This window comes from Sporolactobacillus putidus, assembly GCF_014647035.1.
Classification (GTDB): Bacteria; Bacillota; Bacilli; order Bacillales; family Sporolactobacillaceae; genus Sporolactobacillus; species Sporolactobacillus putidus.
Window position 1 is genome coordinate 104,056 of sequence record NZ_BMOK01000002.1, and the last position, 22,937, is coordinate 126,992.

Genomic DNA, 22,937 nt, shown 5'->3' on the forward strand with positions numbered 1-22,937 from the left:
TTCCCTCCCTCATTTTCTTTTCCTATATAAAAACGGTTTGCAAAAGATCAACGGTTTGCCGAGATCAGTTCTTGCGTTTCTTCGAGGCGGACGGACACCAGCCTGGACACCCCGGATTCCTGCATGGTTACGCCGTAGAGCACGTCCGCATGCTCCATCGTCCCATGGCGGTGGGTTACGACGATAAACTGCGTCTCCGCACTGAATTTCTTTAAAAAACCGGCATAGCGGTCAACATTGGCGTCATCAAGCGCCGCCTCCACTTCATCGAGCACGCAAAAGGGCACCGGACGTACTTTGAGAATGGCAAACAAAAGAGCAATTGCCGTCAGAGCACGCTCTCCCCCTGAAAGCAAAGACAGGCGCTGAAGTTTCTTCCCGGGCGGTTCTGCCAGAATCTCAATACCGCTGCTTAGCAGATCATCCGGGTCAATTAGTTTCAGATCGGCACGTCCTCCGCCGAAGAGCTCCTGAAAGACAATCTGAAACTGCTCGCGAATCATTTTAAACGTTTTTGAAAAACGCTGTCCCACTTCACGGTCCATTTCCGTCATGACATTTTCAAGCGTTGTTCTGGCTTTCAGCAGATCATCCCTCTGCGCAGTGAGAAAACGTTCGCGTTCCGAAACCTCGTCATACTCGTCAATGGCTCCCAGATTCACAGTTCCCAGCTCTTCTATAGCCAGCTTAATCAGTTTCACTCTTTTTCGGGCTTCGGCTACATCGATTTTCAGTGGATATTTTTCTCTGGCCGCTTCAATGGTCAGTTCGTAGTCTTCGCTTAGTGTATCGAGCAAATGATCCAGCTGGACGTCCAGACGGCTAAGCACCATGTTCTCTTCCTGAAACGAATCGGACAGGTGATCCAGTTCACGGCGTTTTTCTTTAAGAAACTGCTCTTCCTCCGATAATGTTTCCTGTTCACTGCGGCGAAGATCTTTTTTTTCTGCCAGAAGGACGCCGAGTCTCTCCTTTTCCAGTTTCGCCGCCTGAACTTGCTGCTCAAGCGTCTTCTGACTTTCAGACTGATCCTTCAATTCGGAATGAATGCCATTGACCGATGACCGGAGTGCTTCAACAGAGGCATTCATGTCATCGACGCGGGCCGCGGACTGTTCTGCTTTTTCCTTCTGATGAGCGACGATTTGTCCCTGTTCGGCAGTCTCCACTTTAAGCGCAGTAATCTCCGACTGCAGGGCCGCCTTGGTGGAGTCACGGTTCTTCCTGTTCTCAGACAGCAGGTCAATCTGTGCGGTCAGATCCTCTCCTTTTTTCGTGTTCACAATAAGATCGTGATCGATTTCCTGCAGGCGCTTTGCTATCGTCTCCTGTTCGGAAGCAAAGTCCCCGTTTTCCCTTGCGAGCAGCTGATATTTTTCGAAGCTGTTTTTTTCTTCTGCTTCCGCTTCACGAACCAGCTCTTCAAGCTTCCGGTAGGCTTCAGCCGCCCGCCTTACGTTCTCCCGCAATTTTCCTGCCTGCACTTCATCGGCAGCTATCCGGTTCTTCAGACCCGCGAAATCGTGCTTCAGTTGTTCGCTTTTCGCGCGCATCTCCCCGATTTGCCCCGTAAGCTGGTCAATTTCCGCTGCCCGTCCGATCAGACCGGCCCTGTTCTGCCTCAAACTGCCGCCGGTCATCGCACCGCCCGGAGCAACAATGTCTCCCTCAAGCGTCACGATTCTGTATCGGTAGCCAAGGATTTTTGACAGGGCATTGGCGCCCGCTAAATTACGGGCAACCACAACCGCACCGAGCAGATGTCCGATCACCTCACGGTAAGCCGGGTCGCAGCTGACAAGTTCCTCTGCCGTTCCGACAAAATCGGGATGCTCAGAAATACGTTTTCTGTCGCCATACGGCAGAGACCGCGCTTTCATGACGGAAACAGGTAAAAAAGTGGCACGTCCCGCCTGATGACTGCGCAGAAAGTGGATCGCATTCCTCCCGGATGCTTCATCAGAGACAATCACATGCTGGGATGACGCCCCGAGCGCCGTTTCGACCGCTGTTCCATAAGTTTTCTCCACACGAATAAGCTCGGCTACCGCTCCGTGAATGCCGGAGATCTCATGCCTTTTTTTCAGAATAGCTTTGACACCCTGATTAAAGCCGGCGTATTCCTCCTTTAATGCCTCAAGCATTTCTTTTCGTGAGACGGCCTGCTCGATAAAACGCGCGATTTTATCAAGTGCTTCTTTCTGTTTACTGTAGCGCGCATGCTCTTTTTCAAGCTGTGATTCGCATTCGGCCAACGATTTTTGCAGACTTGTCCCTTCATCCGCCTGCCGTTTCATTTCAGAAACAAGTTTATCTTTCCTCTTTCGTGCCTCTCCGGCGATTTTCCTGACGTCTTCGGAATTCGCCTCTACCCGGTTCTTCTTTTGCAGCAGAGATTTCTGCTGATCGCTCAGATAACGCTGTTCATTGCGCATGGACGCCTGTTGATTGAGCACTTCAATGTAATCGGCCTTCAGCCTTTCAATCGTTTCATCCAGATTCTGCTCGAAACCGCTGAACGCGGTCAGTTTTTCTTTTAATCTTTTCCGGAGCTCTTCAAGTTTTAAATGTTCCGCCTGATAAGCCGACTCGCTGTTTCTCAGAGCACGGCGCTCATCCTCAAGCTGCTCCTCAAGCTTTCCGATCCGTTCTTTCAGCTCCAGGGCGCTGCTTTTTGCATGTTTCCGCCGCTCAGCCGCCACTTCTTTTTGGCCAAGCATTTTCTCAAGAATTTCACCGGACTCGGCCCATCTCGATTGCAAAAGATCAATGTCGCGGTCCAGCACGTCAAGAGCCTCGCGATTTGAACGAAAAAGTTTCTCCTTTTCTTCAATATTCAGGGCGATCTCTTTTTTTCTTTGATTCAGGTTCTCCGCGCGGCTTTTTGATGCTGACCACCGGGCATGTACATCCCCGATATCGTAGACAAGGAGGGCAACATCGACTTTTTCCAGTTCCTCTTTTTTGGCCAGATACTCCCTGGCGGTCGAAGCCTGTTGTTCAAGCGGTCCCAACCGGCTGCTTAGTTCATGCAGAATATCCTCGACACGGTTTAAATTAACCGCGGATTCTTCAAGCTGTTTTTCCGCCGTTTGCTTTCGCAGCTTGTATTTCAGCACGCCTGATGCCTCTTCAAAAATTTTACGTTTGTCTTCAGCTTTACTATTCAAGATCTCATCTATTTTCCCCTGGCCGATTACGGAATAGGCTTCTTTCCCAAGACCGGAGTCCATAAAAAGGTCGACAATATCTTTAAGTCTGCAGCTCTGACGATTCAGCAGAAATTCGCTGTCCCCGGAACGGAATACCCTTCTGGTCACGCTGATCTCGCTGTAATCAAACGGCAGATAGTGGTCCGCATTGTCGAGCGTCAGCGCAACCTCCGCCATATTAACTGCCTTTTTGGCGTCGCTTCCTGAAAAAATAATATCTTCCATCTTCGAACCGCGCAGCGATTTTGCGGACTGTTCTCCGAGAACCCAGCGGATCGCCTCCGTAATGTTGCTTTTGCCGCTTCCATTCGGTCCGACTACCGCGGTCACACCGGGAACGAACTCAACAGATGTTTTATTGGCGAACGACTTGAAGCCGGAAACATCCAGTCTCTTGAGATACATCCCGATCCCTCCGTTTCTTTTAACTCCATCATTTTAGCACATCGCCTGCCCGTCCGGGCGCGGGTAACAAAAACAGCCGAGAGTTCCCGGCTGTTTTTGTTACCCGTCGATGCTTTTAAGTGCCTCGCGCGCCGCACTCTGCTCCGAGTCCTTTTTTGAATGTCCTCTGCCGCTGCCGATCACTTCACCGTTCAGAAGGACTTTTGACAAAAATTCGCGCTGATGTGTGGGTCCCTTTTCCATAACCACATCGTAATCGAGTTCTCCAAGATTTTTTCGCTGAATTGTCTCCTGAAGCTGGCTTTTAAAATCCATCACATGGGAAAAAGTACCATCGCTGATTCTCGGATAAACAACCAATTTCAAAAACCGATTGACCGTATTCAGGCCCTGATCAAGATACAGTGCGCCGATAAACGCTTCGAAAACATCCGCAAGCAGAGCCGGCCGTTTTCGTCCCCCTGTAGCTTCCTCACCGCGGCCAAGAAAAATTTTGTCCTCAAAAGAGAGGGAGGATGCAAACTGTACAAGCCCCGTTTCGCAAACAATCGCGGCACGAAGTTTGGTCATATCGCCCTCCGAGAGATCCGGGAAGTGTTTGAACAGATACTGTGAAATCATCAGTTCAAGCACGGCGTCACCCAAAAACTCAAGACGCTCGTAGTCCTCCTTCAGTTCGCGGCGATGCTCATTCACATAAGATGAATGTGTAAAAGCCTGTTTCAGCAAAGTTTCATTCTTGAAAGTAATCGAAAATTCCTCTAAAAACTGATGGAGCCTGTCATTGGTTTCTTTTTCGTATTCCTTTACCTTTTTTGAACCGGACATCAGCCGTCACCTCCAAACGCCCCAGAACCTGATCATTCAGTCATCAGCCACATAAGTGATGAAAGAAAAAAGTCCCGTATTCATAAGGTTTTTATAAAAACGGGACTTCGTTGTTATCATGTCAAGATTTGTGGCTCTGTATGTAAGTAATGACATCGCCAACTGTTTGAATTTTTTCCGCGTCTTCATCGGAAATTTCCAAATTGAATTCATCTTCAAGTTCCATGACAAGTTCCACAATATCCAGAGAATCGGCATCGAGATCTTCTTTGAAAGAAGCTTCAGGCTTTACATCCGCTTCATCCACGCCAAGCCTGTCGACAACGATTTTTTTCACACGTTCCAGCACATCATCTTCTGCCATGTCTTCACCTCCCCTCAAGGGCACATATTTAAAAATAACAGGAAAATAACGTTGAGTCAAAACAATCTTTTGCCACCTGCATAAAAGTCGCCTTGCTCTCAAAAAGCATACCTAAACCATTTTATTGCATCGCCATACCGCCGTCAACATTTAAAATCTGCCCGGTCATATAGCCGCTGTCTTCCGACGCCAGAAATCTGACAACCTTCGCAACATCTTCCGGTGTTCCCGGCCTCCCTAATGGAATATCGTTCTGCATTTTCTCCTTCACTTCTTCCGGAAGTTCGTCGGTCATGTCTGTAACGATAAAACCCGGAGCAACGGCGTTCACGGTGATCCCCTTGGACGCCATTTCACGTGCCGAGGCTTTCGTCAGTCCAATAACGCCGGCTTTTGCCGCAGCATAGTTAGCCTGGCTTGCATTCCCTAAAATACCAACGACAGAAGCAATATTGATAATTTTGCCTTGTTTCTGCCGTATCATTGGACGAAGCGCCGCCTTGGTGACGAGAAACACACCTTTCAAGTTCGTATTGAGAACAGCATCCCAATCCGCTTCTTTCATTCTCATTAGTAATCCGTCCCGCGTGATACCGGCATTGTTGACAACAATGTCCAGATGTCCGAATTTTTTAACGGCGGTCTTGACCATTTCCTGAACATCTGCTTCGTTAGATACGTCGCACTGGTATGGCAAAGCTTCCGCACCAAGCGCTTCGATCGCTGAAGCCGTCTCTTCGGCCCGGCTCTTATTGCCGGAGTAATTGACAATGACCGATGCTCCTTCGCGCGCCAGTTCAAGGGCGATCGCTTTTCCTATTCCTCTCGAAGCGCCGGTGACCAGCGCAACTTTCTCTTTGAGTATCAAGTTTTATTCTCTCCCTCTGAGTTTCTCGGCCGCTTCTTCCAAAGTCTTCAGATCACTGACTTGAAGAATGGTCGCGCCGCGGTGAATTTTTTTAATCAGACCGGAAAGCACTTTTCCCGGCCCAACCTCTACGTAAGTATCGACTCCCAGCGTTTTAAGCCTTTCAACGGATTCGATCCAGCGTACCGGCGAGTAAAGCTGTTCAATCAGGTGGACACGGATTTCGTCGGCCGTCGTTTCCGTTTGCGCCGTGCTGTTGGCAATGATCGGGATTTTCGCATTTTCAAGAGGAAGTCCGTCAAGTACTTTACGCATTTTCTCCGCAGCCGGTTTCATCAGTTCGGAGTGAAACGGTCCGCTGACCGAGAGCGGAACGACGCGTCGGGCGCCGGCCTCTGCGGCAAGCCGCGACGCCTCTTCCACACCTTTAACGGTACCTGAAATTACGATTTGTCCCGGGGAATTCAGGTTGGCCAGCTGCACGGATTCTCCTCCCGCCGACGCCTGTTCGCACACTTGATTTAGAATGTTCTCGTCAAGGCCAAGGACGGCGGCCATCGTTCCCCTGCCCGCGGGAACTGCAGCCTCCATAAGCAGCCCTCTTTCCCGGACCGCGTAAACCGCGTCTTCAAATCCGAGCACCCCAGAAGCATAGAGCGCGCTGTACTCGCCGAGGCTGTGACCCGCCGAATAGTCGGCTCTGATCCCTTCTTTGGAAAGCAGCGTATACAGTGCTGCACTGACTGTCAGAATGGCGGGCTGCGTGTTTTCCGTCAGTTTCAATTTTTCTTCCGGTCCGTTTAGAATCAGATCGGTTAAGGAAATGCCGAGACGCTTGTCGGCAGCCTTAAAAATTTCTATTGCTTCCGGTACCGTTTCGATCAGATCCGCGCCCATGCCGACACTTTGCGAACCTTGCCCCGGAAATACAAATGCCAATTTACCCATATTCATTAAACCTCCTGAGTCCTACCTCACACGTTGTTTATCAAATCGTTATTTCAGTCATGCCGAAGAGGTATAAGGACGGCGCGCAAAAAAGCAGGATCACCGATTTCCGCCGGCCGCTGAAAGGGGACGGCTTTACTGCTGAGTCTTCTCCCTTCCGCCATGAGAGCGGTACATTGTAAAAATGCCTTTAAAGACGTGATCCTGTCCTGCATAACTGTTTACTTCTACGATCGTGCGCACCCTTTCCACCCGCGTTACTTTGGCCTTGGCAACGACACGTTCACCCGCCCTGACCGGCCGGATAAAATGAATCGATGCTTTGGAAGTGAGCGCCAGATCATCATCAATCACGGCAACGGCAAGTGAGTTGGCCTGAGCGAACAGATGATGACCTCTGGCAATCCCTGTGCGTGAAAAAACTAGATCCCGATTAATTTCAAGAAGGGAAATAGCACTGGTGTCAAGCTGCAGATCCAGAATTTCTCCGATAACTTCATCCTCATGAAGAGCCTTGACATCATCGAACTGCCGCTTGGCCACATGTTTTATCCGTTCTCTCAATTCCGGTATCGAAAGTTCCAGCCGATCCAGCCTGATGGTCTGAACGCTTACCGAGAACCTGTGCGCGAGCTCATCATCGGTGACAAACGGATTTTCAGCAATGGTCTGTTTCAACAACATTTGCCGGTCCATTTTACTTTTTCTCATTGCTCTGACACCGCCGCTTTTGAACATCCTTTTTAAGACTAGGTAATAATAGTAAGTATATCATATAAGCCGCTTTCCGTGTAGCTCATGAACTGCATTTCCGGCCCCGTTTTCGATCTGAGAAAAAAAGGTCCTCGTCGGAAAAGACTAATACGCTGGCCGCACCTTCCAATCATGATTACCGGTTGAAAAAAGAGCACATTTTCAGCTTAATCCAGCCGGTCGTTATTAAGAATGCCCGCTTCAATCAGCGGCCTTCGAAGCGGAAGGAACGCTTCACTCTCCCAGAAAAGCGGATCTTTGACAAACCTGGCCGCATCATCCCTCGCCGCTGCAAGCGTCCGATAATCATGAACCATATCGGCAAGTCTGAACGCCGGCAGCCCGCTTTGCTTTTTGCCAAAAAAGTCACCGGGTCCGCGCAGTTTCAGGTCGAATGCCGAGAGTCGGAATCCATCTGAGGTCTCCGTCATCATTCTCATTTTTTCCATACTGGTTTCTGAGCGTGCATTGGCAACGAGTACGCAATAAGACTGGCTGTTTCCCCGGCCGACGCGGCCGCGCAGCTGGTGAAGCTGGGATAGACCGAACCGGTCGGCATCATAAATCACCATCAGTGTCGCGTTAGGCACATTCACCCCCACCTCCACGACCGTTGTCGATACGAGTACATGAGTCCTGTTATTTTTAAAACTTGCCATCATGGCCTCTTTTTCTTCCGAGACCATTCTGCCGTGCATCAGCCCAACGCGGAAACCCGGGAGTGCCTGAGTCAGCTGAGCATGAACATCCATTGCGTTTTGCACATCAAGCTGCTCTGATTCCTCGATCAGCGGACAAATAACATAGGCTTGTCTGCCCTTAGTCAGTTCGCTCCTCATGAACCGAATCACCCGTTCCATCATCTCGTGGCGAACCCAGTAAGTTTTTATCGCTTTTCGGCCGCCAGGCATCTCGTCGATTGTCGAAACATCCATATCGCCGAACACGGAAATCGCCAGCGTGCGCGGTATCGGCGTTGCCGTCATGTAAAGAACATCCGGATCTGTTCCTTTGACACGCAGTTCCCTGCGCTGCCCGACACCGAACCTGTGCTGTTCATCAGTAACCACAAGACCGAGCCGGTTGAAAACGACTTCGTCCTGAATCAGAGCATGCGTTCCTATAAGTACATGAATCGTACCTTCCTTAAGTTGATCAAGGAGCAGTTTCCTGCGTTTCCCCCGGATGCTTCCGGTCAGAAGCGCTACGTTAACAGAAAAGGGGCCAAGCAGTTTTTGCAGACTGTCCGCGTGCTGTTCGGCAAGAATTTCCGTCGGGGCCATCAGTGCGCTCTGGTAGCCCGCAGTCCAAGCCGCATAAAGGGCGATCGCCGCAACAATGGTTTTCCCCGAACCGACGTCTCCCTGAAGAAGCCGATTCATCGCAGCATCCGATGCCATATCGTCCAGAATTTCATCAACCACCCGTTTTTGCGCTCGGGTCAAAGAAAAGGGAAGGCCGCCGAGAAAACTCCGGAGACGATCCCTTTGGATATTCATTGGTATTCCGTATGAAGACTGACGTTTTTTCAGCTTGTATGCCTGCATTTTAAGTTCGTAAGTTAAAAATTCTTCATACACGAGGCGGCGTCTGGCCTGTTTCAGCCTGCTCCGCTCCGAAGGAAAATGGATTTCGTAAACGGCTTCTTTGCGTCCCATCAATTTGTAGTCATTTATTATTTTTGAAGGAAGATTTTCAGAAAGGCAATCCGGAAATTGCCGGAAAGCCTGTCTGACAATCGCTCTCAGGCGCTTGACTGTCAGGCCGCCTTTAACCGGGTAAACCGGAGCGATACGCTCTTCGCGTTCCGGCAGGCCGACATGAAATTCCGAAGCGGTTAAAACGGCACGGTTTCTCTCCCATTTTCCCGTGACCGTAACCTTGTCTCCAAGCTTAAGCTTCTTTTTTAAGTATGGCCTGTTAAAGGCAATAACCGTAATTAAATAACGGCCGGAAAGAACACGGATGGCAAGTCTCGATCTTTTTTTCGCATAATAAGTAAGAACAGGTTCACTGTGCACCTTGCCGACAATCGTTGCATGCTCATCGGTGCGGACGTCCGCCAGATCCCTGATCTCATAATTATCATAGCGATAAGGATAGTAGCTGAATAAATCTTCCAAAGTCTCAATACCAAGCTGTCTCAGTTCTTCCGCCGATGTCTTGCCGACGCCCTGCAGATCGCAGACAAGCTGCCGGTTACTTGAAACCGTCATCGGTTATCCAGCACCGACGAACGTGCTGCCTGGCCAAATATCTTATCCTTCAACTTTTTCCCCGTCGGTGTATTCGCCAGCCCGCCCTGAGCGGTCTCCCTGAACGCTGCCGGCATCATCCTGCCCACCTGATGCATGGCGTCGATGACTTCGTCGCACGGAATCTTGCTTTGGATTCCGGCCAGCGCCATATCGGCGGCGACAATAGCGGTGGATGCGCCGATCGCATTGCGCTTCACACACGGGACTTCGACCAGCCCCGCCACAGGATCACAGATCAGCCCGAGCATATTTCCAAGTGCAATCGCCATGGCGTGAGCGGACTGAGAGGGCGTTCCCCCGGCCAGCTCCACCGCTGCCGCCGCTGCCATCCCTGTCGCCGACCCGACTTCCGCCTGACAGCCGCCGGCCGCTCCGGATATGGATGCGTTGTTGGCGATGACGAAGCCGAACGCGCCGGCGGTGAAAAGGTAGCGCACCATCTGTTCCTGTGAAGGCTGCAGCTTACGGACCAGCCCGAACAGGGTGCCTGGCACGACACCTGCCGACCCCGCGGTTGGTGTGGCGCAGATTGTTCCCATCGCCGCATTGACTTCATTAGTCGCCATGGCTTTGCTTACGGCATCGAGCAGGACATCTCCGGAAAGAGACCGGCCGGACGACAAATACTTCTGAAGGAGTCGGGCATCGCCGCCGGTCAGTCCTGAATGAGAGCGGATCTCTTCATGAATGCCTCTCTGCACTGCTTTTTCCATAACATCAAGATTATCCGCCATTCTGGAAAAGATATCTGCATAGCTTTTCCCGGTGGTTTCTATTTCAGTCTGAATCATCACTTCGGAGACAGGCAGATTCCGATCTTGTGCAAGTCCCACCAGTTCTTCTACAGTTCTGAACATAAAGAACATTTCCTCCTGCCTTTCTCAATCTCTCCATGCTCAAGATAAAACGGCAACATTCAGCATGTTGGGGAGCGCTGAAATCTCTGTAGCCAGCCCCTCGCCGATCTCTTCATCGGTCTGAATGACCATCATGGCAACATGGCCTTTTTCGTGCCGTGCGACTTCCATGTATGAGATGTTCATTTCATATTTCGCGATCAGTCCGGCCACTTCTGCCACCGCGCCATATTTGTCTCGGTGCAGAACAAGCAGTGCGGGGTTGCTTCCCGACAAAGAAATGGAGAACCCGTCCACTTCCGTGATTTCGATTTTCCCGCCGCCGATCGACGCGCCGACAAGATCAAGCACATTATCTCCCTTTGTCAGATGAAGCCGCGCCATATTCGGGTGTTCGACCTGCGTCTCTGTGTCCGCATTGAATGAAACGGCCATCCTCTGTCCTGCGGCAATGGTCAGCGCATCGGGCAGTCTGGGATCACTTGCATCAAAGCCAAGCAAACCGGCGGCGAGTGCCACATCGGTGCCGTGTCCCCTGTAGGTTTGGGCGAACGAACCGTAAAGGGTTACTTCAACCCGATCCGGACAGTCGTTGAACAGTTTTCTCGCAATGCGTCCGATTCGCGCCGCACCAGCCGTGTGGGAACTGGAAGGCCCGATCATGACAGGACCGATGATGTCAAAAACGCTGCGATATTTCACGACCGAACTCCCTCCTTAAGCTTCTAACGTTCCGTCTTCAGCTGGCAATTCATTACTCGTCAGTCTGACACCCTGGACAAATATGTTAATTGCCGCCGCGTCAATACCCAGAGTCGCGTTCAATGTGTCCTTCACCTTGTTCTGAACATTTACGGCGACTTCCGATATTTGTGTACCATAACTAACGATGATGTACATGTCGATCATCAGGTTTTGTTCTTCATCGAAATGAATAATTACCCCGCGGCTGAAATTATCTTTCTTCAAAAGTTCCGCGAATCCATCCTTAAGCTGGTTTTTAGAGGCCATACCGACAATTCCGTAACAATCAAGTGCCGCACCGCCGACAATTTTTGCGATGACGTCGGTTGATATGTCGATTTGCCCATAAGTATTATTTATCGAGATTGACATCACAGTTTCCTCCTTCTATCGTCGTCTTCAACTGGTGATGCGCTGGCCGGTGAGCGATCGTAGCAAAGGCGCTGAACCGAATCAAGGTATTAATCAATATGGCTATTTTACACTAGCCCGCCTGAATTTGAAAGCACAATCCATTCGGCTGCTGCCCTGGCCAGGATTTTCTTCCCTATTGCAAGCAAAGGCATCACATGCTAAGATTAAACTATTGCTTTATTATAGTATGGCAAGGAGGTTGTTTTAATGGGACGTCGCTGTTTTGTAACCGGAAAGACGACAACGTTTGGCCAGAATCGCTCATTTGCTGAAAATAAATCAAAAAGAACATTTAAAGCAAATCTGCAAAAAGTGCGCATTCTTGTAGACGGCAAGCCGAAGCGTGTTTACGTTTCCGCAAAGGCGCTGAAAGCCGGAAAAGTTGAACGTATCTGAATCCGGACATTATAGAATAGGGTTTGGATAAAAAAGCACCTGAACAGAACCGAGCTCCTAATTCGGACAAACAAAATCCAATTTAGGGCGTTCAGTTCAAACAGGCGCTTTTTTATTTATCCGTTTAAAAGAATCACCGCATCCCTGTTCTATTCGTGCAAAAAAGGCCCCCTGATCCGCAAGGGTGCCTTTTTTGTATTTGCGAGGTCCTTATCCCTTGCGAAAGGAACCGAGGAGGGCTCTCACAATACTTGCTAAAAATCTCGGCAGCTTAATTGTATAAAACTTCATCGATTCGCTCCCCCTTGCTTCTTGCGCCGTCAGCCATTTTCGCGTGCTTCTAAACTATATGCGGCGTGTACCGGAACTATGATCACGATAAATTCGGTTCAATCACTGCAGCGCATCATTAGCAGAAACCCTGTTGAAAAAGAGACCGTGAAAAATTCGTCCTCGACCTCATTACTGATGCAAAGACTCGATCCAAGAAGAAGCTCGGCATCAGTCAGCGGATATTTTACCCCTTCCAACGTCAGTCCCGAAACCTTTTCAGTCAGAGACAAGAATGAGAGATAAGGATATAGGGAATTTCTCTTTACATGATATATGCCCGGAGTGAGCAAGGTGATACAATTTTTTTGATCCAGCAGGATCAGCTTTGTCTTTTTATTGACACCCTTAAGCAGCATCTGGACATTGGCAAGCGCATGATCCATCCTCCCGCCGGTTGCCCCGAGGATCAGACATTCATCCGGATCCTGACTGAGCGCCCAGTCAAGGGCCAGTTCCAGATCCGTCTTGTCTTTTTCCCGCGGATAGGTGTCAAGTTTGAGACCATTGCCAAATACCTCAATCCTCTCCTCATCTGACAAAGAATCGAAGTCACCGAAAGCGCGGACGGGAGACAAATGATTTTTCAATAAAATATATGTTCCGTGATCGGCCCCAACCCATCGGCAGCCCATGAAAATGTCAGAACCGAGGTCCGGAATCAGTGTTTCCGGACCTCCCGCAACAATTGCGATGCGCATCTTTATTTATCCCTCCGTTTTTTTGTACTCATAATTGAGCCGCGTTCGGCTTTCCGGACCATGGGGAGCCGGCAAATCCCAATCAATAGCGGGGTTTTCTCCTACTGAGTTCCTGAAAAAAAGCCTGATAGTGAGCATAACGGTGCAGATCGATTAAGTGATCATCTACAGCTTTTTTCACCGCACACCCAGGCTCCGCAAGGTGAGTGCACCCTCTAAATCGGCATGATGTCCGGAACGCCGAAAATTCCGGAAAACAGTATTCCAGATCATTGAGAGAAAGTTCCGGAATCTCAAGAGAACTGAAACCGGGCGTGTCCGCAACAAATCCCTCCGCTGCAATCGGAAGAAGTTCGACATGCCTTGTGGTATGCTTTCCGCGTCCGAGCGATTGCGAGATCTCCTGAGTATCAATACTCAGCGAATGATCCAGTTCGTTAAGAAGTGACGACTTTCCAACACCGGACTGGCCGGTTATTACGCTGATCATTCCTTCCAAGTTCTTACGCAGATCCGTTAATCCAAGATTTTTCAGGCTTGAAGTCCTGATTACGGAATAACCAATTCTGACGTAGCGCGCCATCACCCGGCGCATCGCCTCATCCTCGTCAGCAGCCAGCAGGTCCCACTTTGTGAAACAGATCAGAGAATGAATATGATGTGCCTCCATATGTACGAGAAATCTGTCGAGCAGCTGATCATCAAAAACCGGTTCGGCGACGGAAAAGACAAGGATCGCCTGATCCACATTGGCGATCGGCGGACGGTTAAGGGCATTTCTTCGTTCGCCGACCGAAAGAATATACCCTTCGGTTGCTTTCGTTGCCTCATAGGTGACGTGGTCGCCAACAAGAGGCATAACGTTGCGTTTTCTGAAAACGCCTCTCGCCCGGCAGCGGATCTGCCGATTCCCATCTGCAATATAGTAAAAACCGCTAAGTGCCTTTATGATCGTCCCTTCAGGCATGCTCAAACTCCTTAATGAGGATTATCTTAGAAATCTAGTTCGTTTAATTCGGATAATCAACCGTTCCTGTTTTTCTTTCGACTCCATCGAGCAGAACCCTGTAGGATCCCTGTCCGCCCGGATTCAGGATGAAGGGAATGGTATAAGTCTTCGTATCTGTTATCATTTCATCGGTAAAAAGTGAATCATTGTGATTGGCATCCGTATAATAAATCTGAACGTGAACCGGCTGCGCACTTTGTCCTCCATTACCTTTACCATTACCATTACCTTTAGAATAGACAACTTTTATCGGCTGATCAATTTCTTTTGGCTGGGACTGGCTCCCTTTCGACAAAGTCACGCTGACCGACGACCCTTTGGCCATCTGGATTCCAGGTGCAGGATCCTGGCTGAGGACACTGCCTTTCTGAACGGTATCCGAATAAGCACTGGATGTAAAAATGGCCGTGAGTCCGAGCGACTTCAGTTGCTGGTTTACCTGGTCCTGAGTTTTGCCGCTGAGATCCGGAACGGTTACATTCGGATTGCCTGTACTGTATGTCAGTTCCAGCACAGTATCGGAAGGCACAATCTGCGCCCCAGCCGCAGGATTCTGACTGATGATCTGCCCATCCGGGACGCTTGACGATTCCTGCTGATGCCAGATAATTTTTTTATATCCCTGACCCTGTAAAGATTTGGCGACCGAATCCCGGTCATAACCCACGTAATTTTCCAGCTGTACGGGTTTTGGTCCTGTGCTGACAAAGAGCCCGACTGCGGTTTTAGCTTTTACATCCGTGCCTGCCGCAGGATTCTGAAGAAAAACCACTCCTTTTTTCACTGTGGAGCTGGACTGATCCGTCCGGCTGACTTTAAGATTTTTGTTTGTTAACATTTGCGCGGCCTGTTCATAGGTCTTTCCAGTTACATCCGGAACACGGACGTTCTCAACATAGAAAAGTTTTGGCAGCAAAGTGAGACCTATAACCAGACCGACAGTAATCAAAAGCAGCAGGATGCCGAAAATAGTCAGCCATTTTTTCGTTTTGCTTTTTTTCTTTTTATTGTTATTTTCAGGGCTTGATGGCGCGGAAGGTTCTCCGGCGGCTATCGCATCCTCCGATTGAACGGTCGTGACCGGCGCCATTTTGATTGTTTTCTCATCATCGGGATCATCCGCCGAATCCCTTGCCAGAACCAGCCGCTCTTCCCCGGCACGATCGGGATTAAGCGAAGTTTCCAGATCTTCATAAAGATCGGCCATGCTCGCGAAACGGTCCTGAGGGCGCTTCGCCAGAGCCCTGATGATCACATTTTCCAGGCTCTGCGGAATTTCGGGCCGAAAATCTCTGGGCAGGGGCATCGGTTCACTGAGATGTTTGAGTGCCACCGAAACAGGGGAACCCCCCGGGAAAGGAAGCTTTCCGGTAAGCAGCTCAAACATCACGATGCCCAGTGCGTAAATATCCGACTTGACGGTCGCTTTCCCGCCGCGTGCCTGTTCTGGGGAAAGGTAGTGAGCGGAGCCGATAATGGAATGCGTATACGTAATCGTCGAGTCACTGACCGCAAGCGCAATGCCGAAATCGGTGACTTTAACATGTTCCTCTTCATCAATCAGGATATTATGAGGCTTGATGTCGCGGTGCACGATGCCCCGCGCATGGGCGTGCGCAATGGCCCTGGCGATCTGTTTCATGATATGGACGGATTCGCTGATCGATATCGGCGAATAATCTTTGATAAATTCTTTCAACGTCATGGCATGCACATACTCCATGACAATGTAATAGCAGTCCTGTTCTTCCCCGATATCGTAAATGGCCACAATGTTCGGATGCGACAGGCTGGCAACCGATTCGGCCTCACGATGAAAGCGTCTTACGAATTCCTCATCTCCTGCGAGTTCCGGCCGCAGAATTTTTACCGCGACAAATCGATTAAGAATCAGATCTTTTGCCTTATATACGATTGCCATGCCGCCCTCACCGAGCCGCGACAGGATCTGGTATCTTCCCCCAACTCTTCTTCCAATCATGCTTCTTCACCATCACGGGAGACAATGATCATCGATATATTATCTTCTCCGCCGGCATCGTTTGCCGCTACGATCATTGCCTCTGTTTTCTCTTGCAGTGAACATTTTCTTCCTATGATCTGACTGATTGTTTCATCTGAAAGTTTGTTCGTCAGTCCGTCCGAACAAATCATGATCAAGGATCCTTCCGACCATTTTAGTGTCGACGTGTCCAGTTCAATCGCCGGTTCGGTTCCGAGCGCACGCATCAGTATATGTTTTTTAGGATGGATTTCGGCGTCTTCTTTAGAAATCTGGCCGGATTTGACGAGCTCATTAACCAATGTATGATCCTCGGTAACCTGCCGGATCGGCTCCCCTTGTTTCCATATGTAAATGCGGCTGTCGCCGACTGCGGATACCGCGACGAAATCTTCCCGGCAAAAGGCGGCGGCTATGGTTGTCCCCATTCCCCTGCACGCCTCGTGTTCCGCCGCGTAATCGTACAGATGCACATTAATCGAGCGGACAAGCCGATTCAGCCACTCCACTGCCTCGTTTTCGTTCAACGGGCCCGAAATTTTCTCCCACTTTGCCTCGATCACCTCGATGGCCATCCGGCTTGCGACATCCCCTGCCGCATGTCCGCCCATACCGTCCGCGACAACGCCCAGAATCTGCCCGTCGCCGTAAAAAACACCGACGCTGTCTTCGTTGTGATTTCTGATTTTCCCGCGATCCGTGCTGTATACAGCCTTCACCGTGTATCACGCTCCCCATGCCGCAACATTATGACCCGTCATTTTTTCTTTTTCTTCAGGCATCCGATAAAAAATCCATCCGTTCCGAACTGAAACGGCAGCAGCTGAACCATCGATGTATGCGGTGCTAAACGGCAGTTCTGAATGACTGCCGGAAACCGGGAGAAAAAAACAGGTTCCCAGTAAAAGTCATCATGTTCCGACAAGAAACGGTTCAGCAGATCGTCGTTTTCCGCACGATTAATGGTGCACGTGCTGTAAACCAGCCATCCGCCGGGTCTGACCAAAGGTGCGGCAGCTTCAAGAATCGACTGCTGGATCGATGCGAGTCTCTCAGTGTCTGCAAATGTCTTCTCCCACTTTATTTCCGGTTTGCGGCGGATCACGCCGAGACCGGAACACGGAGCATCCAGAAGCACACGGTCGAAGGACGCCTTACCATAGATTCCGAGGGCATTTCTGGCATCCATCGCTCTCGTTTCTATTATGGAAATTCCAAGTCGCGCCGCCGCAGCGTCAATGAGTTTCGTTCTTTGCTCATGAAGATCGAGGGCGACAATCTTTCCCGAGTTCTCCATCCGTTCAGCGAGATGGGCGGTTTTTCCACCCGGTGCCGCGCACGCATCAAGAACAGCCATCCCCGGCGCAGGAGCAAGGGCGTCGGCGACAAGCATGGAACTTTCATCCTGAATCGTCAGCAGTCCCTCTTTATAAGCTTCGGTCGCTGCCGGCTGGCCTTCTTCAACCCTCAGACATTCGTGAGAGAGCTCGCCGGGCGATGTGCGGACCCCCTCCTTTGCAAGCCTTTGCGCAAGCGCCTGCCTTGAAATTTTCAGCCGATTCGCGCGGATAAATGTGTGGGGGGCCAGATTGCCCGCTTCGGCAATTTTGAGCGACGTTTCTATGTCCCACTGCTCCTTCCACATGTCCAGTAACCATTCAGGAGTACTGTACTGAATGGACAGGCGTCTGCCTTCAGGAAGAATGGCTGAAAGATCGGGAGCACCCTTCCGCAGGAACTGCCTCAGCACGCCATTGACGAATCCCGCTATACCGCGGTGCCCCCGATGATTGGCAATGGACACGGCTTCGTTGACGATCGCGTGATCCGGAATACGGTCAAGATAGAGTTTCTGATAAAAAGAGAGCTGCAAAAGCAGCCTGACCCACTCATCCAGTCTGCGTTCACTTCCGGCGAAAGCAGAGAGAACATAATCCAAAGTCAGCCTGCGCTGCAGCACACCGTAGACAATGGTCGTCACAAGGGCTCTATCCCGTGCGGACAGGCTGCTTTCCGACAGGGTATCATTCAGCGCCAGCTGGCTGTAGGCATGATTTTTTGTGATGGAGAGCAGCAAATCAAGGGCCGTCTCCCGCACCGATGAGCGCTTCATGCCTCTTCCCCCAGCAGTGTTCCGATTTCAAGTCCCTTTCCGTGTAGAAAATCGGCAGCGCTCATGCGTTTTTTCCCGGCGGGCTGACACTCGGTCACCTTGAGGACACTTCCCAATCCGGCGGCAACAAAAAAGCCGTCCTCCGCTTTTCCGATGACCGTTCCCGGTGCTGCGGCGGTTTCATGATCCGCGAGATGTGCGGAATAGACTTTAAAGGTTTTTCCGCCGAGCAAGGTAAAAGCGCCGGGATAAGGGTTAAGTCCGCGAATCAGATTGCGCACGGCTTCCGCCGGTTTGTTCCAGTCTATCGCCTCGTCCTCATGCCTGATGCTCGGAGCAAAAGTCGCTTTCGTTTCATCTTGTACCGACGGCGTCAGACGCCCCGACGCCAGGGCAGGCAGTGTTTTCATCAACAGGTCGCTTCCGGCAGCACTTAATTTATCGTGGAGGATACCGAACGTGTCGTTGTCGTCGATGGGTACCCGGACCTGGGTCAGGATATCTCCTGCGTCCAGTTTCTTCACCATGTACATAATGGTGACCCCGGATTCCTTTTTTCCATCGATAACCGCCTGCTGAATCGGTGCTGCACCCCGGTACTCGGGGAGAATGGACGCATGCACGTTTATGCTGCCGAGCGGCGGTCCTTCAAGCAGGGACTGCGGCAGGATCTGGCCGTAAGCGGCCGTAATCAGTAAATCCGGACTGTAGGAAAGGATTTCACGCACCGCCTCCGGATCGCGTACCTTTTCCGGCTGAAGTACCGGTATCCGGTATTTTTCCGCTAAAATTTTGACCGGAGAAGGTGTCGGCGTGTGTTTTCTCCCCTTCGGACGATCCGGCTGGGTCACGACGCAGCGAATTTCATAATTCTTGTCATCAAGCAGTTTTTGTAAAACAGGAACGGCAAAATCAGGCGTTCCCATAAAAATTACTTTCATCCAATCATCCTCTTTATTTTCATCCCGCCTGTTCTGTCTGCGCTACATCAAAACAACGGGATTCAGATCGATCGACAGTTGCAGACCGTCTTTCCCCGTGTTCTGAAAATGCAGCGAGATTTTCCTCAGCACCGGGAAAAGAGCAGGTTCTCTTTTGTATTTTACCATGCACTGATAGCGATATCTATCTTTTATCCTGGCAATCGCGGGAACAACGGGACCGTATATCCGGGCTGATCGGGACAGATTGTTCTTCAGCATCGAGACGATACGCTCTGCCGCGTCTGCGGCCCTTGCCGGTTCCGAATGTGTCAGATTAATAAGCGCGAGAAAGTAGAACGGGGGGTATCCGAGACGATGCCGGATCTGCATTTCCTCGTGATAAAAACGCGCATAGTCGTGATGCGCCGCATCGACGATGGCATAATGATCCGGCGTGTAGCTTTGAATAACCACTTCACCCGGAAGATCATGCCTCCCCGCTCTGCCGGAAACCTGCGTCAGAAGCTGAAAGGTTTTTTCGGACGCCCGAAAATCAGGAAGATGAAGCATCGAATCTGCGGCCAGAACACCGACCAGTGTCACTTTTGGAAAATCGAGTCCCTTGGCAATCATCTGGGTCCCGAGCAAAATATCCGCCTTCTGCTCGCCGAACTGACGCAGTAGTTTTTCATGACCCCCTTTCTGCCTCGTCGTGTCCACGTCCATCCTGATCACGCGCGCTTCGGGAAGCAGACGGTTCAGCTCGGTCTCCACTTTCTGCGTCCCCGTTCCAAAATAGCGCATGGAATCGCTGCCGCATGCCGGACAGGTTTCGGGTGCACGTTCCTCATAGCCGCAGTAATGGCACTTGAGCAGGCGGCCGGCGTGATGGTAGGTTAGTGAAATATCACAGTGCGGGCATTTGATTACGGTTCCGCACGACCGGCACATCACAAATGTCGAATACCCGCGCCGATTCAGGAATAGAACGATCTGTTCCCCCTTTTTCAGTCGATCCCGGATTTTATTAAAAAGGACCCGTGAAAACATCGAATGATTGCCCTCTCTCATTTCTTCGCGAAGGTCCACAATTTCAACAGGCGGCATCGGATGGTGGTTGAAACGGTCCTTCAGCGAAAGCAGCGTATAAACTTTTTTCTGGGCTCTGGCGTAAGACTCCAGCGACGGGGTAGCGCTGCCGAGCACCACGGGACAGCCATGGCGGTGCGCTCGATAAATGGCAACGTCTCGGGCATGATATCGGGGGCTGTCGTCCTGTTTGTAGCTTGTTTCGTGTTCTTCATCAATAATGATCAGGCCCAGCCGTTCGAAAGGGGCAAATATGGCGGAGCGTGCCCCGACAGCGACTTTGACAAGCCCTTCCCGGATTTTGCGCCACTCATCGTATTTCTCGCCCCGGCTCAGACCGCTGTGCATCACGGCAACCTCAGCTCCGAACCGACCCTTGAAACGATCCACCATCTGCGGAGTCAGCGAAATTTCAGGAACAAGCACGATCGCCTGTTTCCCGAGCGCGATCACTTTCTGTATGGCCTGGAGATAAATTTCAGTCTTCCCGCTGCCTGTTACCCCATGGCAAAGGAACACGCGATTCTCACTCTTTTCGATGGAATTAAGAATCGGGGTCAGTGCCTGTTTTTGCTCCCCTGTCAAAGGCAGCGGACGGGTCGGCGGTCCCGGCCTGTGAACATAAGGATCGCGAAACTGCTCGATGAATTCCTGTTTCAGCAAACTTTTTTTCACTAACCGTCCCAAGGTCTCTCTGCTAAAATGGTATTTTTTGATCAGTTCGCTCACCGGTAATTGAAGCTGTTGATCACTTTCAATAAAAAAAGACAATACCTCTTTTTGTCGTATTGAACGCGCGTCAAGTCCTTCGGCAGCCTTAATCAGCCGTTCCCGCGGAACAGCCGCCGAAACAGCGAGAACCTTCCTGGCATTTGCCTGATTTCCGACAAACCTGTTTAATGAAATGATGTTTTCATCAAGCGCCTCGTTGACCTCTTTTAACCGTTCAGGATGCTTTTTCTCGATCACGTCCCACTCGATCATCTTTCCGGATAAAAAAAGCTGTGCCAGCCGCGGAAAGCGCAGCTGCAACTGTTCGGTGTTTTCGGCTGTCAGAATTTTATGATATTCCGCCTTCATCACGGCCGGCAGCATCGCCAGAAAGGCAGAAACGGTCGGACAGAGCGTTGTGTCAGCCAGCCAGCGGCCAAGATCTAGCAATTCGCCGGTCAGCACCGGCAGATTGTCGACGACGCGTTCAATAGTTTTCAGTTTACCGAAGGAAGATTCTTCTTTTAGTGACGCCACGAAACCGAGCCGTTTAGTCCTGCCGAACGGCACGATCACACGCATGCCCGGTCTGACAAAATCAGAAAGTTTTTCCGGAATCTGATAATCAAACGGTTTGTCGACAGGGCTTGCCGGTATGTCGACGTAGACCTCGGCGATCAATGCAAAACGCTCGTTTCCAGAAGACCGGCAATTGCCCGGCAAATTTCTTCGGCAACCCGACGCTTCGGCATCTGTTCAAATGCCTGCCTCCGTCCCCCGGCAAAGAAAAAGGTGACTTTGTTCGTATCTTTTCCGAATCCGTCCTCCGCCCGGTTGGCAACGAGTAAATCAAGACGCTTTTTCTCCAGTTTCCGCTGTGCATTTTCTTCCAGATTTTCCGTTTCGGCCGCAAAGCCGACGAGCAGCTGGTGGGTCTTCCGGGCGCCGATCTCCGTTAGAATATCGGGATTGCGGACCATTTTCACGAGCAGCGGGCCATCGCCTTTTTTGATTTTCTGTCCGCTGACTGTTTCCGGACGATAATCCGCCACCGCGGCCGCTTTAACCACAACATCTGCGGCTTCAAATCGTTTGATCACCGCCTCATACATGTCGCGCGCCGAATTCACCTGAACAACAGAAACGCCCTGCGGCGCTTCAAGCTGGGTGGGGCCGGTCACAAGCGTCACTTCAGCGCCGGTCCGGCTGGCGGCACAGGCGATGGCGTAACCCATTTTACCGCTCGAATGATTGCTGAAATAACGTACGGGATCAAGCGCCTCTTGTGTCGGACCCGCAGTGACCAGAATCTTTTTTCCTTTTAATGGGAAATCGTCTGGTATGCCGTCAGCGAAATACGCATCGATTTCCGTGAAAATGACTTCCGGTTCGACGAGTCTTCCTTTCCCTGTCCAGCCGCATGCCAGCCTTCCCTGATCCGGGCCGATCAAACGATAGCCGTAATCCTCAAGTGTCCGAAGATTTTTTTGCACGGCGGGATGAGCGTACATGTTCACGTTCATGGCCGGAGCGATCCATACCGGCGCCCTGGACGCCAGAATCACTGTCGAAAGCATGTCGTCTGCCAGACCTGCGGCCAGTTTTCCAATCATGTTTGCCGTTGCCGGGGCGACAATCACCAGATCCGCCGTATCAGCAAGATCGATATGAGCAATCTGCCCCTCCTTTTTTTCCACAAACACATTTTCATAAACCGGCCGGCGTGTCAGCGCCTGAAAAGTCGCCTCACCAATAAAACGTTTGGCAGATTCAGTCATCACCACATCGACTATCGCTCCCGATTTCACGAGCAGGCTCGCCAGTTCGGCTGCTTTATAAGCGGCTATACCGCCTGTGATACCGAGCACAATTTTTTTCCCGGAAAGCGTCATTTTATCCTCCCCTTTCCTCGCAAAGTTAAGATTTTCAATAATTATGCCGCTTGGCGAATCCCGGCGTTTTATTTGCATACAAATGCTTTGTTCGGTACAAAAAACAACAACCCGCAGAAA

The 22,937-nt window shown here is 50.7% G+C and carries 20 protein-coding genes; 1 reads left to right on the forward strand and 19 read right to left on the reverse strand.

Annotated elements, in window-relative coordinates; genetic code table 11:
• Window positions 1-47: 47 nt before the first annotated feature.
• The 10 genes from smc to IEX81_RS02810 all read right to left on the reverse strand — a co-directional run bounded on the left by smc (window position 48) and on the right by IEX81_RS02810 (window position 11,609).
• Complete coding sequence (gene smc / locus IEX81_RS02765; RefSeq protein ID WP_188801539.1) at window positions 48-3,617, reverse strand: chromosome segregation protein SMC; 3,570 nt, start codon at window positions 3,615-3,617, stop codon at window positions 48-50.
• A gap of 99 nt (window positions 3,618-3,716) precedes the next feature.
• Entirely contained in the window at window positions 3,717-4,445 is a 729-nt protein-coding gene (rnc, locus tag IEX81_RS02770) for a ribonuclease III (protein WP_188801540.1), read from the reverse strand.
• Between the two features lie 121 nt (window positions 4,446-4,566).
• A complete protein-coding gene (acpP, locus tag IEX81_RS02775) occupies window positions 4,567-4,809 on the reverse strand; it encodes an acyl carrier protein (protein WP_188801541.1) in 243 nt (80 codons plus the stop codon).
• A gap of 121 nt (window positions 4,810-4,930) precedes the next feature.
• Window positions 4,931-5,677, reverse strand: coding sequence for a 3-oxoacyl-[acyl-carrier-protein] reductase (gene fabG / locus IEX81_RS02780; protein ID WP_188801542.1), 747 nt, complete (start codon window positions 5,675-5,677; stop codon window positions 4,931-4,933).
• A 3-nt stretch (window positions 5,678-5,680) separates the two neighbouring features.
• On the reverse strand, window positions 5,681-6,625 hold the full coding sequence (gene fabD / locus IEX81_RS02785; protein WP_188801543.1) for an ACP S-malonyltransferase: 945 nt from the start codon (window positions 6,623-6,625) through the stop codon (window positions 5,681-5,683).
• Window positions 6,626-6,760: 135 nt separating this feature from the next.
• On the reverse strand, window positions 6,761-7,336 hold the full coding sequence (gene fapR, locus IEX81_RS02790) for a transcription factor FapR (protein WP_188801544.1): 576 nt from the start codon (window positions 7,334-7,336) through the stop codon (window positions 6,761-6,763).
• A 209-nt stretch (window positions 7,337-7,545) separates the two neighbouring features.
• Entirely contained in the window at window positions 7,546-9,594 is a 2,049-nt protein-coding gene (gene recG, locus IEX81_RS02795; protein ID WP_188801545.1) for an ATP-dependent DNA helicase RecG, read from the reverse strand.
• Window positions 9,591-10,493 (reverse strand): L-serine ammonia-lyase, iron-sulfur-dependent, subunit alpha, encoded by a 903-nt coding sequence (gene sdaAA / locus IEX81_RS02800; RefSeq protein ID WP_188801546.1) that lies wholly within the window; start codon window positions 10,491-10,493, stop codon window positions 9,591-9,593. Before sdaAA ends, recG begins: the two co-directional genes overlap by 4 nt.
• Before the next feature lie 39 nt (window positions 10,494-10,532).
• Window positions 10,533-11,195 carry an L-serine ammonia-lyase, iron-sulfur-dependent subunit beta gene (sdaAB, locus tag IEX81_RS02805; RefSeq protein ID WP_188801547.1) on the reverse strand — a complete coding sequence of 221 codons (663 nt, stop codon included), beginning with the start codon at window positions 11,193-11,195 and terminating at the stop codon, window positions 10,533-10,535.
• A 15-nt stretch (window positions 11,196-11,210) separates the two neighbouring features.
• Window positions 11,211-11,609: an Asp23/Gls24 family envelope stress response protein gene (locus tag IEX81_RS02810; RefSeq protein WP_188801548.1), complete on the reverse strand. Its 399-nt coding sequence runs from the start codon at window positions 11,607-11,609 to the stop codon at window positions 11,211-11,213.
• Window positions 11,610-11,858: 249 nt separating this feature from the next.
• On the opposite strand from IEX81_RS02810, the gene rpmB reads away from it, so the two are divergent.
• Window positions 11,859-12,047, forward strand: a complete 189-nt coding sequence (gene rpmB / locus IEX81_RS02815; protein ID WP_188801549.1) for a 50S ribosomal protein L28 — start codon at window positions 11,859-11,861, stop codon at window positions 12,045-12,047.
• A 210-nt stretch (window positions 12,048-12,257) separates the two neighbouring features.
• On the opposite strand, the gene spoVM is transcribed toward rpmB, so the two are convergent.
• The 9 genes from spoVM to coaBC all read right to left on the reverse strand — a co-directional run bounded on the left by spoVM (window position 12,258) and on the right by coaBC (window position 22,817).
• Window positions 12,258-12,338: a stage V sporulation protein SpoVM gene (gene spoVM, locus IEX81_RS02820; protein ID WP_188801779.1), complete on the reverse strand. Its 81-nt coding sequence runs from the start codon at window positions 12,336-12,338 to the stop codon at window positions 12,258-12,260.
• 98 nt (window positions 12,339-12,436) lie between these two features.
• Window positions 12,437-13,078 carry a thiamine diphosphokinase gene (locus IEX81_RS02825; protein ID WP_188801550.1) on the reverse strand — a complete coding sequence of 214 codons (642 nt, stop codon included), beginning with the start codon at window positions 13,076-13,078 and terminating at the stop codon, window positions 12,437-12,439.
• 82 nt (window positions 13,079-13,160) lie between these two features.
• Window positions 13,161-14,045 carry a ribosome small subunit-dependent GTPase A gene (gene rsgA / locus IEX81_RS02830; RefSeq protein ID WP_188801551.1) on the reverse strand — a complete coding sequence of 295 codons (885 nt, stop codon included), beginning with the start codon at window positions 14,043-14,045 and terminating at the stop codon, window positions 13,161-13,163.
• 43 nt (window positions 14,046-14,088) lie between these two features.
• The gene (gene pknB / locus IEX81_RS02835; RefSeq protein ID WP_188801552.1) at window positions 14,089-16,068 is read right to left on the reverse strand and encodes a Stk1 family PASTA domain-containing Ser/Thr kinase; all 1,980 of its coding nucleotides are present in this window, start codon (window positions 16,066-16,068) and stop codon (window positions 14,089-14,091) included.
• On the reverse strand, window positions 16,065-16,808 hold the full coding sequence (locus IEX81_RS02840) for a Stp1/IreP family PP2C-type Ser/Thr phosphatase (protein WP_188801553.1): 744 nt from the start codon (window positions 16,806-16,808) through the stop codon (window positions 16,065-16,067). The genes pknB and IEX81_RS02840 overlap by 4 nt, the downstream gene beginning before the upstream one ends.
• 38 nt (window positions 16,809-16,846) lie before the next feature.
• Window positions 16,847-18,202, reverse strand: a complete 1,356-nt coding sequence (gene rsmB / locus IEX81_RS02845; protein ID WP_188801554.1) for a 16S rRNA (cytosine(967)-C(5))-methyltransferase RsmB — start codon at window positions 18,200-18,202, stop codon at window positions 16,847-16,849.
• Window positions 18,199-19,143: a methionyl-tRNA formyltransferase gene (gene fmt, locus IEX81_RS02850; protein WP_188801555.1), complete on the reverse strand. Its 945-nt coding sequence runs from the start codon at window positions 19,141-19,143 to the stop codon at window positions 18,199-18,201. The genes rsmB and fmt overlap by 4 nt, the downstream gene beginning before the upstream one ends.
• 42 nt (window positions 19,144-19,185) lie before the next feature.
• Window positions 19,186-21,606, reverse strand: a complete 2,421-nt coding sequence (priA, locus tag IEX81_RS02855; RefSeq protein ID WP_188801556.1) for a primosomal protein N' — start codon at window positions 21,604-21,606, stop codon at window positions 19,186-19,188.
• On the reverse strand, window positions 21,603-22,817 hold the full coding sequence (coaBC, locus tag IEX81_RS02860) for a bifunctional phosphopantothenoylcysteine decarboxylase/phosphopantothenate--cysteine ligase CoaBC (RefSeq protein ID WP_188801557.1): 1,215 nt from the start codon (window positions 22,815-22,817) through the stop codon (window positions 21,603-21,605). Before coaBC ends, priA begins: the two co-directional genes overlap by 4 nt.
• Window positions 22,818-22,937 lie beyond the last annotated feature (120 nt).